The sequence below is a fragment of the Pseudoalteromonas sp. SG41-5 genome (assembly GCF_014164495.1).
In the GTDB taxonomy this organism is placed as follows: domain Bacteria; phylum Pseudomonadota; class Gammaproteobacteria; order Enterobacterales; family Alteromonadaceae; genus Pseudoalteromonas; species Pseudoalteromonas rhizosphaerae.
This window is the reverse complement of the sequence record NZ_JACJFH010000021.1, coordinates 1-15,303: the sequence shown is the minus strand read 5'-3', so window position 1 is coordinate 15,303 and position 15,303 is coordinate 1. Positions and strand designations below refer to the sequence as shown.

14 protein-coding genes are annotated in these 15,303 nt (G+C 40.3%); all 14 read left to right on the top strand.

Annotated features, from left to right (window positions below):
- The first annotated feature begins 82 nt into the window (after positions 1-82).
- Positions 83-1,687, top strand: coding sequence for an ABC-F family ATP-binding cassette domain-containing protein (locus H5232_RS07785; protein ID WP_259398521.1), 1,605 nt, complete (start codon positions 83-85; stop codon positions 1,685-1,687).
- 5 nt (positions 1,688-1,692) lie between these two features.
- Positions 1,693-2,844, top strand: a complete 1,152-nt coding sequence (locus tag H5232_RS07780; protein ID WP_182718827.1) for an MFS transporter — start codon at positions 1,693-1,695, stop codon at positions 2,842-2,844.
- 337 nt (positions 2,845-3,181) lie between these two features.
- Positions 3,182-4,489, top strand: a complete 1,308-nt coding sequence (locus tag H5232_RS07775) for a DEAD/DEAH box helicase (protein ID WP_182830745.1) — start codon at positions 3,182-3,184, stop codon at positions 4,487-4,489.
- A gap of 152 nt (positions 4,490-4,641) precedes the next feature.
- Complete coding sequence (locus H5232_RS07770) at positions 4,642-5,178, top strand: RNA polymerase sigma factor (RefSeq protein WP_182718829.1); 537 nt, start codon at positions 4,642-4,644, stop codon at positions 5,176-5,178.
- Positions 5,179-5,322: 144 nt separating this feature from the next.
- Positions 5,323-6,318, top strand: coding sequence for a FecR family protein (locus H5232_RS07765; RefSeq protein ID WP_182718830.1), 996 nt, complete (start codon positions 5,323-5,325; stop codon positions 6,316-6,318).
- 284 nt (positions 6,319-6,602) lie between these two features.
- Positions 6,603-8,993: a TonB-dependent receptor gene (locus H5232_RS07760; protein WP_182718831.1), complete on the top strand. Its 2,391-nt coding sequence runs from the start codon at positions 6,603-6,605 to the stop codon at positions 8,991-8,993.
- 144 nt (positions 8,994-9,137) lie between these two features.
- Entirely contained in the window at positions 9,138-10,757 is a 1,620-nt protein-coding gene (locus tag H5232_RS07755; protein WP_182830744.1) for a PepSY domain-containing protein, read from the top strand.
- 8 nt (positions 10,758-10,765) lie between these two features.
- Entirely contained in the window at positions 10,766-11,119 is a 354-nt protein-coding gene (locus H5232_RS07750) for a DUF3325 family protein (RefSeq protein ID WP_182719659.1), read from the top strand.
- Between the two features lie 27 nt (positions 11,120-11,146).
- Positions 11,147-11,497 (top strand): hypothetical protein, encoded by a 351-nt coding sequence (locus tag H5232_RS07745; RefSeq protein WP_182719658.1) that lies wholly within the window; start codon positions 11,147-11,149, stop codon positions 11,495-11,497.
- Positions 11,494-13,170, top strand: coding sequence for a PepSY domain-containing protein (locus H5232_RS07740; RefSeq protein WP_182719657.1), 1,677 nt, complete (start codon positions 11,494-11,496; stop codon positions 13,168-13,170). The genes H5232_RS07745 and H5232_RS07740 overlap by 4 nt, the downstream gene beginning before the upstream one ends.
- Before the next feature lie 74 nt (positions 13,171-13,244).
- Positions 13,245-14,192, top strand: coding sequence for a MotA/TolQ/ExbB proton channel family protein (locus tag H5232_RS07735; RefSeq protein WP_182740148.1), 948 nt, complete (start codon positions 13,245-13,247; stop codon positions 14,190-14,192).
- Positions 14,176-14,646 carry a biopolymer transporter ExbD gene (locus H5232_RS07730; protein WP_182719655.1) on the top strand — a complete coding sequence of 157 codons (471 nt, stop codon included), beginning with the start codon at positions 14,176-14,178 and terminating at the stop codon, positions 14,644-14,646. The genes H5232_RS07735 and H5232_RS07730 overlap by 17 nt, the downstream gene beginning before the upstream one ends.
- Complete coding sequence (locus H5232_RS07725) at positions 14,646-15,050, top strand: biopolymer transporter ExbD (protein WP_182719654.1); 405 nt, start codon at positions 14,646-14,648, stop codon at positions 15,048-15,050. The genes H5232_RS07730 and H5232_RS07725 overlap by 1 nt, the downstream gene beginning before the upstream one ends.
- Positions 15,047-15,303: hypothetical protein (locus tag H5232_RS07720; protein ID WP_182830743.1), on the top strand; the 257-nt coding region annotated here is incomplete at its 3' end. The genes H5232_RS07725 and H5232_RS07720, both read left to right, overlap by 4 nt.

The following is a 15,303-nucleotide window of genomic DNA, read 5'->3' as shown; positions in this document are numbered from 1 at the left end:
TTCATCGTCGGCCTTTTTTGTTTTTGATGGTTAGAAAAAATCATAAACAAAGTTTCGATGATTCTTGAAACGAGGGGCCGGTATGTCATATACCGCCCCTCGTTTTTTTGGTGTAAAAACAATGAGTTTATTAAATTTAAAAAGTGTTACTTACCACATTGGTGATAAAGCTTTATATCAAAATGCTGAGTTTACTCTTTTAGCTGGTGAGCATGTTGGTGTAACCGGTGCAAATGGTGTAGGTAAAAGCACCCTACTTAAACTGCTTCAAGCAGAGTTATTACCTGATGAGGGCGATATTATTTGGCAACCTGCAATTAAAATTGGCTATCTTGATCAGCATGCTCAAATGAATGATTTGCTCTCGGTATATGATTATTTGCGAACAGCATTTTCTGAGCTGTATTTACTCGAAGCGCAAATGTTAGATATTTATGCTTGCTCAAAAAAAAGTACTCAGCAAAGCCAGCTTAATCGAGCTGCAATGATCCAGACAAAGTTAGAAAGTCAGTCATTTTATGTGATCGATAATAAAATTAATGCTATGGCTGAAGGGCTCGGGATCACGGCATTTGGAATGCAGACTCAACTTGCTAAATTAAGTGGTGGACAGCGTCATAAGGTGATGTTGGCGAGGATATTATTACTTTTACCTGATGTGCTTTTGTTGGATGAGCCTACTAACTATTTAGATGTTATACATATTAAGTGGCTAACAGAGTACTTAAATGAGTTTGAAGGTGCGTTTATGGTGGTTTCACACGATCAAGCCTTCTTGAATAGTATCGCAACTAATATATGCGATATAGATAGACAAACTATCCGAAAATACAAAGGTAATGTGGCAAAGTCTATGGCTCAGAAAGCCAATGATGATGCGGCTTATATTAAGCAATACCAAGCTCAAAAAAAGCATATCGATAAGTTGGAGCTGTTCATTGCAAAAAATGGAGCTGGAGTGAATGCCAGCATTGCTAATGGGCGCAAAAAACAACTAACACGTATCGAACGGCTGGTGCCTCCTAAGCAAAATAAGCCAATAACGTTTATGTTTAGAAGCTCAACCTCTAATGCGCAAGAGATGCTTAAAACATTGGATCTGGTAATTGGTTACTCTAGGCCATTATTGCCAGCGATTTCTCTTACTATTATGCGTGGCGAAAAAGTGGTGATTACAGGTTTTAATGGTATTGGTAAATCAACGTTATTAAAAACCTTAGTCGGAGAATTAGCACCATTATCGGGAGTGATTGCATTATCACCTGTTTTGCAGTTGGGTTATTTTGAGCAAGAGTTGTATTGGTCTTATCCTGAAGCGACACCGGTAAATTTGCTCAAATCGGTGTGCGATGGGTTGGATGATAAGACCGCAAGAGAGCAGCTTGCGCGTTTTGGTGTGGCGGGGAAATTAGCAATACAGCCCATTGAATCGCTAAGTGGTGGTGAGCAAACTAAAGTAAAGCTATGTTGTTTAGCATTAAAACCGACTAATTTATTAGTGCTTGATGAACCGACAACACATTTAGATATGGAAGTAAAAGCTGCACTTAAACAAGCCTTGATGGAATACACTGGAACAGTGATTATCGTTTCACACGAGCAGAGCTTTGTTGCTGATTGGCCAGACCGAATAGTGGACATTCAATCTATTATTAATACCCAATATGCAGAAGTAGTGAAAGGTTAAATGCTATGTTATTAAAAATATTATTATTCTTTATTGCTTTTTTAGTGGGCGCGGATGAACTGATGCTAGGGCCAATCTTGATTCCAATCGGTAACGATTTAGGAGTTGAGCCAGAGCGGGTCACTTTATTTATTACAGCTTACAGTGTGGCTTTGGCAATGGTTGCACCTGTATTGGGAGCATTATCTGATCGCCATGGTCGTTTGTGGGTGCTATTACCTGCGGCATTGCTATTTGGTGCTGCGTCGATTGCGACCGGATTAGTAGATACATTTGAATGGGGATTAACGACCCGAGTACTTACAGGGCTTGCCAGTGCAGGTATGCTACCTATTGCCTTTGCAATTGCCGCTGATTCTTCAGGTGCAGATGCTGTAAAACGGATTGCTTGGGTTCAAGCTGGCCTTACTCTGGGTATGATAGCGAGCCCTGCAGTGGGAGCTATTTTAGCTGAATGGCTTTCTTGGCGCGCTGCATTTATCGTTCTTGGAGTTTGTGCTTGGTGTGTAGCTGCTTTACTTGGAATACTAGCTGCTAACAAATTACCAGTTGAAAAGGTGAGTCCACAAAACATAAGTAAAGAGCAACCTGTTAAAATATGGGCGATTCCAGGTGCGGCAGGCGCCTTGCTTGCTATGTGCTTTGGTCTCGGTGGCGGTATTGGTTTGTTTAATCTTATTGGCCAGCACTTACGTGACAGCTTAAATGTATCAATGTGGTTAGTGGGGAGCTTATATGCCATTTTGGGGGTAATAAGTGTGATTGGCAATATGTTGATGCCCCGTTTGATGCAGCGTTTTGGCAATGGACGTCAAATAATGAGAGTTGCTTTGATTGTATGTTTGCTTGTTAGTGTCGGGTTTTATTCTTATCCCACAGAGCATTGGGCTATTCTGCTTTTGTTGTTAGCGTTTTGGTCGATGGCAGGTGGGATCGGATCGCCGGCCTTACAAAGCTATATCGCTGAATTATCGGTAACTCATCGTGGCGTATTAATGTCTATGGGAATCACCATGATGCATATTGGTGTCGCTATTTGGTCTGGAATCGCAGGGTTTGCTTACAGTTTTGGAGCAATAGGAATGGTAATTCTTGCTACCTTATTATTCGGAATGGCCATTGTCGTGTTGCGCCCTATTAGCAAAGCCCAAAAGTAAGCATGATATTCGCTGGAGTTAACATAAATAAAGATCAATAAACTTAATCCAGCTCCGCTCTAAAGGGGCTGGAATTTCAAATTACTGGCTTACAGATTTTATTTTGCAACAAAGCTTGGGAACATAGCCAAATACTTTGTTTAAAAAGATTATTCTAAACATAATAATAAAAGCGCGGGATAAATCCGAGTTTACAAAAATCACAAACCTGCTCGTAATTTGTAGCTCGAAGCGCTCAGCTGTTACCTAAACTACATTTAAATCACTAATCTCTACTTAACGGGCAATAAATACGCTAAAATTGCAGGCTATTTTTAGTAATGAGCCCGCACCTTTTATGACCTCAGCCGCAAATCCTAGTAATTTCAACGAACTTGGCCTTATCCCAGAGCTAATTGCTCGATTGTCTGATCTTGAATACACCCAGCCTACGCCGATTCAGGCAAAAGCAATTCCAAGTATTTTGGCGGGCAGTGACTTAATTGCAGGGGCGAATACCGGCTCAGGTAAAACAGCGACCTTTGCTTTGCCTATGCTACAAACCCTATTTTTAGAGCAAGGTGCTAAAAAAGCTGCTAGCAAAGGTAATTTTGTAACAGGGCTGATTTTAGTGCCAACGCGAGAGCTGGCAACGCAGGTGGCTGATAGTGTTAAGTCGTATTCTGCAAATTTTAATGGCGCAATAAAAACCGTTGCGGTGTTTGGTGGGGTGTCGGTTAATACGCAAATGCAGGCATTACGTGGCGGCGCCGATATTATCGTGGCAACCCCAGGTCGCTTGCTCGATTTAATCTCAAGCAATGCGATTAAGCTCGATAGAGTCAGCACCTTAGTGCTTGATGAAGCCGATCGCTTATTAAGCTTAGGCTTTACCGAAGAGTTGGCTAGTTTATTAGCGCTTATGCCTGCTAAAAAGCAAACCATGTTGTTTTCTGCGACTTTCCCAGAGCAAGTTAAGCAATTAACCCAAGAGCTGTTAACTAATCCGGTTGAAATACAAGTTCAAAACAAAGACGAAAGCACTTTAGTACAGCGTGTGTTTACCGTAAATAAAGGTGAAAAAACCACGGTTTTAGCGCATTTAATTAAACAGCAGCAATGGCGCCAAGCACTGATTTTTGTAAACGCTAAAAAAGATTGTGAGCACTTAGCCAGTAAGCTCGAAAAACGTGGCGTTAACGCGCAAGTATTCCATGGCGATAAAGGCCAAAGTGAACGTACTCGGGTAATCGAAAAGTTTAAAGATGGCGAAATAGAAATACTAATAGCCACGGATATTGCCGCCCGTGGTTTAGATATTGCCAAACTGCCAGTAGTGATTAACTTTAACTTACCGCGTAGCCCTGCTGATTACATGCACCGCATTGGCCGAAGTGGCCGTGCTGGTGAAGTAGGTTTAGCGTTATCACTGATTGATTATGAAGACTTTCATCACTTTAAAATTATCGAAAAGAAAAACAAACTACGCCTAGAGCGTGAAGAAGTAACAGGCTTTGCCGTAAACCAAGCCAACCTTGATGCCGCCGAGGCGCTTAAAAATGACAAGCCAATGGCCAAGCCTGAAGGTACTGGTAAGAAAAAGAACAGAAATAAAGCCGATGATATAGATGATGTATGGAGCGGCTGGCGAGGCAAAGGTAAGTAATGCCAAAATAGTTAAATACATAAGCATAAGTGGGTAAGCTACTGTTGCTTATGTATGGCCTTTAATTGCTGGAGTTCTTTACATCTGCTAATGCAAAAAGTTATTATTAGCGTTTATTGACGAAACATTGCATTTAAGGTGAGTAGTAGACCTTGGCTTCATTTCCTTTTCAAACCTTAGCACAAGCCGTTGAGACTTATTATGGTGAGCTTGTAAAACACATTCGCTTGCGTGCGGGTTCTGTTGACGTTGCAGAGGAAGTCGTTCAGGAAACATGGCTACGTGCTGTTAATACGCATATTGAGTTACCCAGTAACCCAAAAGCTTACTTATATCGCATGGCTAGTAATCTGCTGGTAGATCAATTTCGTCAACAACAAACAGCCCAGCAGTGGCAAGCGCAAATAGTGTCGCCTCAAGAGCAAAGGCAATGTGAGCAAGTCGCTTGCCCTTCCCCTACACATACTGATGTATTAATTTCTAAACAACAACTGGCTGTATTAGAGCAGGCCATAGCCGAATTACCAGACAAATGCCGAGAAGTATTTATACTTTATCGCAGGCAAGGACTAACAATGCGAGAAATATCGCAGATATTGGGTATCAGTATTAAAACGGTTGAAAAGCACATTGCAAAAGCTATGGTTCATTGTCGTCAATGCTTGCGAGAGGCGGGGCGACAGGTTTGAGTTTTTTTATTTATTCACCCATTTTAACGATTTTTAACTACGCATTTATCAAGTTGGTCAACCAAGTAAAAGTTATTTTTATAATAAACTTTCTGATTGGTATTTGCTTTTTGTTAAGTTGTATTTTTGTAAGGCTTAATCAGTATGGTTGAGATGGCAAGTAAGTATACAGCTGAGATACCGGAGGCTATCTTAGAGCAAGCTTCAGTATGGCATGCCCGCATGCACGACAGTGATCTTCAAGAATCACAAGGCTGTCAGTTAAAAGCACAGTTCAATACTTGGCTACTTGCAGACCCTTTACATCGGGTAGCATACGATGATATGAGTTCGTTATGGGATGTACTGACGCACTCGGAACTATCTGAAAACGATTTAATATTAGAGCCAACCGTTCAAAAAACCTTCATTAAGCGTGTATCACGGCCATTTTATGCAGCCGTTGCAAGTGTTGCGCTTTTTGTTGCTATAGCAGGTGTTGGTTGGCAACAAAACTGGCCGCTGCGCTTACAAAGTGACTATTACAGTAACGTTGGTGAGCAAAAAGTTGTGCAACTGGATGATAATAGCGAAATTATCCTTAATACTAATAGCGCAATTAAAGTTAATTATACCAAACAGTTACGGGAAGTGGTATTGCTTCAAGGCGAGGCTAGATTTAATGTTGCTAAAAATAGTGAACGCCCTTTTGTGGTAAATACAACACAAGGGACGGTCACTGTTACTGGCACTCAATTTAATGTTAGTTTGTATAGCGACTCAGCCACTGTCAGTCTGTTTGAAGGAAGCGTTGCACTGACGTCGAATCAAGCTAGAAAACTTAGGAAAAACTTATCTGCAAATCAACAAGCTAAGCTTTTTTCAACGGGCATTGGCGCCGTTAGTGAATTTGATGCAGCAGTGGTTAATGCTTGGCAGCGTGGGCAGCTTGTTTTTTATAGCGCTGCGCTTAGTGAGGTTGTTGCTAAACTGAATCGTTATCGTAAAGGGAAAATAATTATTACTGATGATTCAGTTAATAATTTGCAGATTAGTGGTGTGTTTTCTATTAATGACCCCGATGCTGCGTTGGAAATGATCACTGAAACCTTAGCGTTAAAACAAACTCGCCTAACTGATTATTTAGTCATGTTGCACTAAAGAACCTGAACTTCGAATAATAAATTTATCTCCGGCTTGAGAGTAAAACGAATATTAATACAATAAATTAATGTGTGAGTGAATAACTTGACTAAAGATCAGGTTAAATAAGCGTTAGTTTTTCTCCTCTTTCTTACCTTTCAAATAGCGCACACCCTAGTTAAATTCTTTCTGGCTGTAATAGCTGCATAATTTTTTTTAACCGCACTGGGGGAAAGTGTGAGTGAGATACGTCTTAATTGTAGGTGTAAATTATTCGTATTACTTTTACTAAAGGGCGCTTAATGGATTTTCGTGTTAATAAACGTATTGGGTTGTTTTCAATACTAACCTTGGCGTTCATAGCCAGTCATTCACTGCAGGCTAATACTGCAGTTAAACCGCAAGTTGAAAATACTGCTCACCAGCACGCAGCACGCTATCAATTTGATCTTGAAGCTAAAGTATTGTCAAAGGCTATTACTGATTTTTCTGCTATTACTAACGTTCAGGTTTTATACACGGGGATACCGACAGCACAGTATATGTCTGCTGAAGTTAAAGGTGATTTGACCCCAGCTCAAGCGCTTAATGTTTTATTGTCTGGCACTAATATACGTTACCGGTTTGTCACTACAAATGCGGTAACGTTAGAGAAAGTAAAGGCCAAAACTAACAGTCAGCCGTTGTCTTTAGGGCCAATAACGGTAACGACTGCTGCAGGATATTCTCAAGAAATCAAAAATTCACCGGCAAGTATTAGCGTGCTTTCAAATGATACTCTGGAAAAGCGCCCGTTTAGTTCTTTACAAGATATTACTAATGAAGTGCCAGGTGTTAACGTTGTTGGCTCAGGTGCTAATAGTGGTATATCAATTAGGGGCATGCCTAAAGGGTACACATTGGTATTGGTTGACGGAAAACGCGTTCGCTCAGAAACAGCTAACCCAAGAGAATTAAATAATGAAGATCTAGATAGCAGTTTCATACCACCGGTATCAGTTATTGACCGTGTTGAGGTTGTTCGCGGGCCAATGAGCTCGCTATATGGTAGTGATGCTATGGGTGGGGTAATTAATATTATTACCAAAAAAACGCCTGAAAAATGGGGCGGCAGCGTAGGGTATGGCTTTCAAGCGCCTGATAGTGGTGTGATGTCGAATAAACGCCAAGCGGATTTTTACTTATCTGGGCCGATTATTAAAAACACTATGGGTGTTTCTTTATGGGGTAGTGAAATACTGCAAGATGAGGATAAATATTTAGGCGGTTACCAAGAATCTCAAAAGCGTACTTTAGGCGGTAAGTTAAACCTTATAGCCAATCAAGATACCGATTTAACATTTGATTTTTCAACCTCAAAGCAGCGTTATACCAGCAATCCTGGTGGCGTGTTAAAACAAACAAGTCGGTCCGCTGTTGATCGAGAGTGGACACGAGACTCTTGGGGTATAACCTACAATAAGCGTTTTGAGCTGGGTGATTTAGAAGTCAAATATTACCAAGAAAGTTATGAAAGATATCGTTATCCAAAAACTTACGAATTTACCACAAGTTCGGAAAATAAAGTTGCCGATGCGCGCTTTTTAACCGGTTTTGGTCGTCACCTTATAACTACGGGTTTGCAGTGGACTAACGATGAACAAGCCAATAGTGATTTGGGCGGAGGTCATTCAGGTAGTTTTGGCACAAGAAAGGTCACTGATTGGGCTATTTTTACTGAAGATGAGTGGGAGCTTATTAGCCAAAAGTTATATTTAACGTTAGGCGCTCGATTAACTGACAATGAATTTTTTGGCAAACATACTTCCCCACGTGCTTATTTTGTTTTTAATTATAGTGAAAACTTAACTTTTAAAGGCGGTATTGCAACGGGCTATAAAAGTCCAAAAATCACTCAAATTGATGAAACTACGGGCTCATCACGCGGCGGCGGTAATGATCAATTTGTGATCATGGGTAATCCAAACTTAAAACCAGAAAAAAGCACCAACTATGAGGTTAGTGCTATGTATAACAACAATAAAAACCTGAGTTTTGGCACAACTTTTTTCTACAACGATTTCACCAATAAAATACTCAGCACGCAATCTTACTACTTTAGTGATGGCAATGACGGCGTTATTGCAGCGTATTGCGACTCTGGGAGTGTCGGTTCGCAGGAATGTCCAGCTTGGGCTACGTGGCTTAATGCTGATGGAGCAACAATTCAAGGTATTGAGTTAGAGGGAAATTGGGATATAGCTGAAAAGTTGGCGCTGAAAATTAACTATACCTATACCGATTCTTCCATAGATGCCAGTAATGTTGTTATTAATACACCTGCAGGCGCGCGCCCTTTTGGCGATACTCTGGCGCAATTAGATGGTAATTCGTTAGTTGGTGTTCCTGATCACACCGGTTCCGTTGTCCTTAATTATTATCCAACCGATAAGTTATCTAGTTACATAAGAGCGAATTATGAAGGGCAAATTACCCGAGTTGATTTTGATCGTAACTCGGTTGATAAAAGTGAAAAAGATTTAGCGACTTTAGATATTGGATTGAGTTATGACGTTAATAAGTGGCTTAGTCTAAATTTCACAATTGATAATTTTACAGATGCAAAGCGTTTTAAAGTACGTGAAGACACTGGCGCTTTTAGGTTTTCAGAGCGTGGACGTAGTTACTTCATGAACATGAAAGTGTTGTTTTGATTACGGCTTATAGCGAATTGGAAAAATGATTATGGCTGTAAGCTTTTTAAACACTCCATCTTTTTTATTGAATATGCCATGTGACGTTACTTGCACATTAACAACGACATGGTTTAGAGACTGGTTGATTAATTGGTCTTGCGCATGAGTAGAAAAGCAGTAAACGCAAAGCTTAACATACGAGTAAGAATGGGTCCTGTTCATACATGGGTGGGGCTGATTTTAAGTGGGCTTATTTTTGCAATATTTTGGACTGGCACTTTGTCTGTATTTGACAAAGAAATAGACCGCTGGATGATGCCAGATACTCGCATTAACTTAATGAAAGTGACATCTTCGTTATCGGTAGATAAAGATATTATTCAGCCATTGAGTGAGCAGCAAAATGGAGCTGCTTACTGGACAATTGTGTTACCGCGTGAGCGTATACCATATGTAATCAAAGCGGCTTCATATAAAAAGCCTCGTCGCCATGTTCGGGAGTATTTTCATCCAGTTACGCTTGCACCATTAACAAAAGCGAATAGACCTAATGCTAGTAGTTTTATTTACCCTTTTCATCATAACTTGACGCTGCGTAAAGATGATTTAGGTGCATGGCTGGTAGGGGGTGCAAGTATTGCAATGCTCTGTCTGTTAGTTTCAGGCATTGTTATTCATCGGCGAATATTTACCGATTTTTTTTCTTTACGTTTATTTCGTAAGTTCAGCAGAGCTAATTTAGATCTGCACAATTTAACTGGTGTTGTGTTACTACCATTTACTCTTGTTATAACTTTGTCAGGGTTGATTATTGTACAACAAGTCTATTTTCCTCAATTAATTAGTCGCGTTTATCAGCAAGCTATTAGTGTTGAGAATAGTAATAAGGTCGCGAATGAAAAAGATGCTCAGCGTTTATTTTCAGCAAAGGTGCTAGGTCATATTCGTGAGTCTGCCAGCGGAGAAAAAGGCCATTTTGCCTCCATTGAACAGATGATTTCAGAGGCTGAATCAGATTGGGGTAAAGGAGGTGTTTATTTAGTACGAGTAAATCATCCTGGTGATACTAATAGCTCTGTTGTGTTTAGAAGACATAGCGATGATTCGGTTACAAAAAGTAATGATCATAAGCGTTTTAATACTATGACAGGAGAGCCAAAAGGGTCATTTACTGGCTCGCAAGCTGTTGGCATTTGGAACTTTATAAGTGGCATGCACTATATCCAATTTGATCATTGGCCACTTCGTTGGTTGTATTTTTTTGCTGGTTTAGGTAGCTGTTTATTAATTGCTACGGGCTTAGTGCATTGGACCATCGCGAGTAATAAAAATAACCTAAACCCTCCTCTCAATGTCGCTCTAATGAATGCACATAATATTGCGGTTATAACCGGCATTATTGCTGCAACAGGTGTGTTTTTACTTACTAACAGAGTAAGGGATATATCCCCATATTTGGATGCTGTTATGGGAGATAAAGCTGAAATATATGCATTTTTCAGCGTTTGGTTACTTAGCTTGTTGCATGCTTTGCTAAGTGTTTTACAAGATAGATCATATGGATACTTAAGGGCTTGGACACAGCAATGTGGATTTATTGCTGTTGTTGCTGTTTTTGCCGTTATTTTAAACTGGGTGGGAACAGGGGATGGCCTTATTAAAACAGTGTTTACAGATACTTACTGGCCTGTAGCGGCTACAGACTTGGTGCTACTAATCTCGGCTGCCAGTGCTTTTTGGACTAGCGTAAAGTTACGAGCTCATTATCAAGAGAGGTTTTGAAGAATTTTATGATGCACATCGGATTAATCGCGTCGTTTGTCTGTGCCTATGTTGGTTTTAGTTGTTGGGCTATTAGTCAAACTCAGCATTGGCGTACTGTTATTGGTGGACCCTTTCCAAATCAAGGTACGGTCAGAGCACAGCGTTTTATTGGAATTTTTATGGTGGCATTGTCATTAATTTTAGCGGTGTTTAATGATGGCTTTAGTTTTGGCGCGTTGGTATGGGTTTTAATATTAAGTTTGGCGGCGACTTTAGTCGCATTTTCTTTGGTGTGGTGCCCACGTTTATTGGGCTATATCAACAAAGTTATATCGTACTTTTATTTTGATAACACAGTGGAAAAAACCAATAAACCGTAATGTTATTTTTATTTTTAGGTGAAAAAAATGGTCGTAAAAGGCTCAGTGTTAACTGATCTAAATAATCGCGTTAATCACACTATGGCTGTTTATAAATGGCTTTATAGTATCAGTATGGTGGTGCATTCAATTGTTATTTGCTTGCTTTGTTATATTAGCAGCTCGCAGCTTGTCAATATTACGGGGGCAGTACTTTTTCATTTAGGTATGGTGTGGACTGATGCTGTTGTTGTTGCAAGTATGACAGGCTTTATCTACTTACCGGTTATTTTAATGTGGGCTTTTTCTCGCGGAAATACGTTATTAACCTGGGTAAATGTGATCGGCTTTACGGGTATAACCTTTGTTGCAGCTTGGTTAGCTGGGGCGTTGGTATGAAAACCGGGTTTAGATTTAACATGAGTGTCTTGCATACTTGGGCTGGGTTGCTGTTAAGTGGTTTACTGTTTGCTATTTTTTGGACCGGCACGCTATCAGTATTCGATAAAGAAATAGATCGCTGGATGATGCCGCAAACGCGAATTAATATGGATACAGCACCTAAATTATCCGTTGATCGCGATATTGTTCCTCTACTCAATACTCTCTCTGAGGGAGCTACGGCATGGAGTATCGTACTACCTTCTGAGCGCAAGCCCTTTTTAGCGTTGGGTTATGATACCAAAGAGTCACATATAGCTAAGCGAAATAGTTTTCACCCTGTGACGTTAGAGCAGCTTCCTGCATCGAATACGCGAGGTGCAAGTCGCTTTATTTATCCATTTCACCATAATCTTACGTTACGCAAAGGCAATATTGGTGCTTGGCTGGTGGGTATTGCAAGCATTGGCATGTTGTGCCTTTTAGTCTCAGGAATAGTGATACATCGTAGATTATTTACTGATTTCTTTTCCTTTAGAGTGTGGCGTAGTTTTAGCCGAGGTAACCTTGATGCGCATAACCTAACCGGCGTTGTACTATTACCTTTCACCTTAGTTATTACTTTGTCAGGATTAATGATTGCGCACTTAATTTATTTTCCTAAAGCGCCCGATGCCGTATATGAGCAAATGCACCCTCAAGCAGTACATACTCAGAAAACTCCAGCTAAGGAAATTACGCGCTCACGCCAAAAAATCGATAGTAAAAGTAAAGCTCCTAAAGCCAAAGAAGGCGCAGGTAATTCGCCTGCAAGGCGGCGTTTTATTGGTGAGTCACAAGGGCGAGTTACCCCTAAAGCGTCCGGCGAATTTGCAACGATAACATCTATAGACCCTTTAATTACTGCCACTGAGGAAGAGCTGGGGCATGGTGCTGTTTATATGGTGCGGGTAAGTAATCCTGCGGATGCAGAAGGTGTGATTGCGCTTCGCTTAAGTGGTGACAAAAGTGTGGCACAAAATATGGATAACCGACGGTTCTCTGTTGCAACAGGTGCAGAGCTCGAGCACTTCGAGTCGTCTTCCGTTACTAATGTGTTTAATTTTTTAGCGGGTATGCATTATGTGCAGTTTGATCATTGGCCATTACGCTGGTTTTACTTTGTTGCAGGGCTTGGGGGATGTGTTTTGATAGCCACTGGACTATTACATTGGACACAGGCACGCAATCAAAAACATGACGGCACACGTTTTAGCATCTCTTTTATGAATGTACATAACCTGAGCGCAGTTATGGGCATTATTATCGCAACGGGGGCTTTTTTAGTAGCTAATCGACTATTTAATAACTCAGTGCAATTTGCAGGTGTTTTAGTCCGTGACCTTGAAGTATATGTGTTTTTTAGTGTGTGGATGTGTTGTTTATTTCATGGCGTGATCAGAGTGCTCATAAATAAGCGCAGTGGTTATATCAAGGCATGGACTGAGCAATGTTGGGCAGTAGCTTTTATTGCCATTGCAGCGGTTTTATTGAACTGGCTCACCACCGGAGACCACATAATTAAAACTTTATTTACAGATGCTTACTGGCCAGTTGCAACAATTGACTTGTTGCTAATTAGTAGTGCTGCACTCGCAATTTTTGCAGCGCGAAAGTTATCAGCCAATCTCGAATTAAATATCGGTAGTTAAGTAGTTGTAATCATTCTTGCTTGCCTAGCGGTAGGTAAATAAAAAATTGATAAAATTAAAAGTTGAGGCAGTTGATGAAATTAAAATTCTTTTTGATCATATTTGTACTATTTATATTTCCATTTACCTGTTCATCTCAGGAGTCAGCCAGTGTAGATAATAGCCAAGTTATTTCCGCAATTAATAATGAAACTAGTGTCAGTGAGGCTGCACCTTTAGAGTTTGATTCAGCTTTAGCTGATATAACAAAAGATGTGGGAGAAAATAAAATAGCTGATGCTGAAGTTATGAGCGCACCCTCTTGGTACAAAACGACTATAGAGCTTTTAAACACAGGGGGAGCAGTCGTATACATACTGTTGTTGATGTCGGTAATCGCATTAACCATTGTTTTAATAAAGCTTATACAGTTTCAAAAAGCACATATTTGGCAACGGCAATTCGCAAAGCGTGTACTTGTTTTATGGCAGCAAGGAAAATGTGAAGATGCACTTAATTTAGCTAATAGACATCCAAACCCAATAACTCTTGCAATGGCGCGTGCGTTTAGGGGGATTACACACAATGTTGCCGAGCCTGCGGTACGTGAAGACGTTCTTAGGTTTGGTAGTGATACGCTGTTTCGCTTAAGACGTGGCTTTCGTCCATTAGAAGTGATTGCTTCTTTGTCGCCATTGCTTGGTCTATTAGGTACTGTGTTGGGTATGATTTCTGCGTTTCAGCAACTAGAAGATGCAGGTAATAAAGTGAACCCAGCTATTTTATCCGGTGGTATTTGGGAGGCGCTACTAACAACGGCTGTGGGGTTATGTGTGGCTATACCTGTGGTGGCATTATTAAATTATTTAGAGCGTCAAGTAGACCACTTAGCCCACGAAATGGACAACTTATTAACACAAGTATTTATTACTGACTTGTCGCAGCAGGGATGTGAAGCTTTATATCAGGGCAACGCACAGCAAAAGAGTGTAGTGTTTTCGCAGGTCAACACGATGCAGGCTGAGCATGCAAAAAGCGTATAATCAATTTCCAACACTATCAGCTAAACAAGCAAAACGAAAAACGTTGGTGAGCCTGACGCCGCTAATTGACGTGGTATTTATTTTGCTCATATTTTTTATGTTAGCTTCGAGCTTTACAAAATGGCATAGCGTTGAAGTAAATAGTAGCAGTAATACAGGGGGGTCTTTAAAAACAGATTTACCCCCGTTTTTAGTGCAAGTTGCCACCGATAAATTGTTACTTAACAACAACGAAATTGCGCTAAGTAGTTTGTTAAAGAAAGCCAAAGTAAAGCCGAGTGAACAAGCAATAATTCTACAACCTTTAGGTGACACTCCGGTGCAGGCATTGATCGACATTTTAGATGTATTAAGTGAGCAAAGAATAGCGCCTCTACAGCTAGTTCAAGACCCAACATGGCAGGTAAATAATCAAACTGAGATAAGCGCCAATATGCCTTTGGAGTTACATTAATGCATTTCCCTGAGCGACGACCTGATCAAACAGAAGAACGTATTTTACCGCTAATTAATTTAGTCTTTTTATTACTTATTTTTTTTATGATCGCAGGCAGTTTAAGCGCAACAGAGCCATTTGATATTACTCCTCCCACTTCGAGTAGTGAAACAGCAAAAGATGCAGAGACAATTGTTGTGTTAATGAATAAGAAAGGTCATTTTGCTCTAGATAATCAGCCGTTATCAGAGCCGGATTTACTTGCCAAGATTACAGATATTATTAAGCGTAGTCCTAACACTGTGATCACTATAAAAGCTGATGCAGATCTTGTTGGAAATCATCTAGTAAGCTTTACACATGGCTTATATAGTATAGGTGTCAAAAAATTACAATTATTGACTGAGCAGGCGCAGCAATGAAAGATACAGCTTTAAAGTTAGGTGTATGGGCTTGGTCTGGTGCAATTTTACTTGCAGCTTTAGTACATTTAATTATATTTTTTTTAATTTTTTATTCGCCATCCATTGCCTTGCAAAATAGTACGCAAGCTAGTGCTAAATTAGGAATAGAGATTTCGTTAGGGCCACAGTATATTGAAAAAAATGACCTGATTAGCTCCTCGGTAAGCACTGAAAATAAAGAAAAGACCGAGCCTAAACCAGAGCCTAAACC

Coding starts and splice junctions, on each gene's coding strand:
- H5232_RS07740 (WP_182719657.1), top strand. CDS start 11,494: ATGAAAACCGGGTTTAGATTTAACATGAGTGTCTTGCATACTTGGGCT.
- H5232_RS07780 (WP_182718827.1), top strand. CDS start 1,693: ATGTTATTAAAAATATTATTATTCTTTATTGCTTTTTTAGTGGGCGCG.
- H5232_RS07725 (WP_182719654.1), top strand. CDS start 14,646: ATGCATTTCCCTGAGCGACGACCTGATCAAACAGAAGAACGTATTTTA.
- H5232_RS07765 (WP_182718830.1), top strand. CDS start 5,323: ATGGTTGAGATGGCAAGTAAGTATACAGCTGAGATACCGGAGGCTATC.
- H5232_RS07775 (WP_182830745.1), top strand. CDS start 3,182: ATGACCTCAGCCGCAAATCCTAGTAATTTCAACGAACTTGGCCTTATC.
- H5232_RS07730 (WP_182719655.1), top strand. CDS start 14,176: ATGCAAAAAGCGTATAATCAATTTCCAACACTATCAGCTAAACAAGCA.
- H5232_RS07760 (WP_182718831.1), top strand. CDS start 6,603: ATGGATTTTCGTGTTAATAAACGTATTGGGTTGTTTTCAATACTAACC.
- H5232_RS07755 (WP_182830744.1), top strand. CDS start 9,138: ATGAGTAGAAAAGCAGTAAACGCAAAGCTTAACATACGAGTAAGAATG.
- H5232_RS07785 (WP_259398521.1), top strand. CDS start 83: ATGTCATATACCGCCCCTCGTTTTTTTGGTGTAAAAACAATGAGTTTA.
- H5232_RS07745 (WP_182719658.1), top strand. CDS start 11,147: ATGGTCGTAAAAGGCTCAGTGTTAACTGATCTAAATAATCGCGTTAAT.
- H5232_RS07735 (WP_182740148.1), top strand. CDS start 13,245: ATGAAATTAAAATTCTTTTTGATCATATTTGTACTATTTATATTTCCA.
- H5232_RS07750 (WP_182719659.1), top strand. CDS start 10,766: ATGATGCACATCGGATTAATCGCGTCGTTTGTCTGTGCCTATGTTGGT.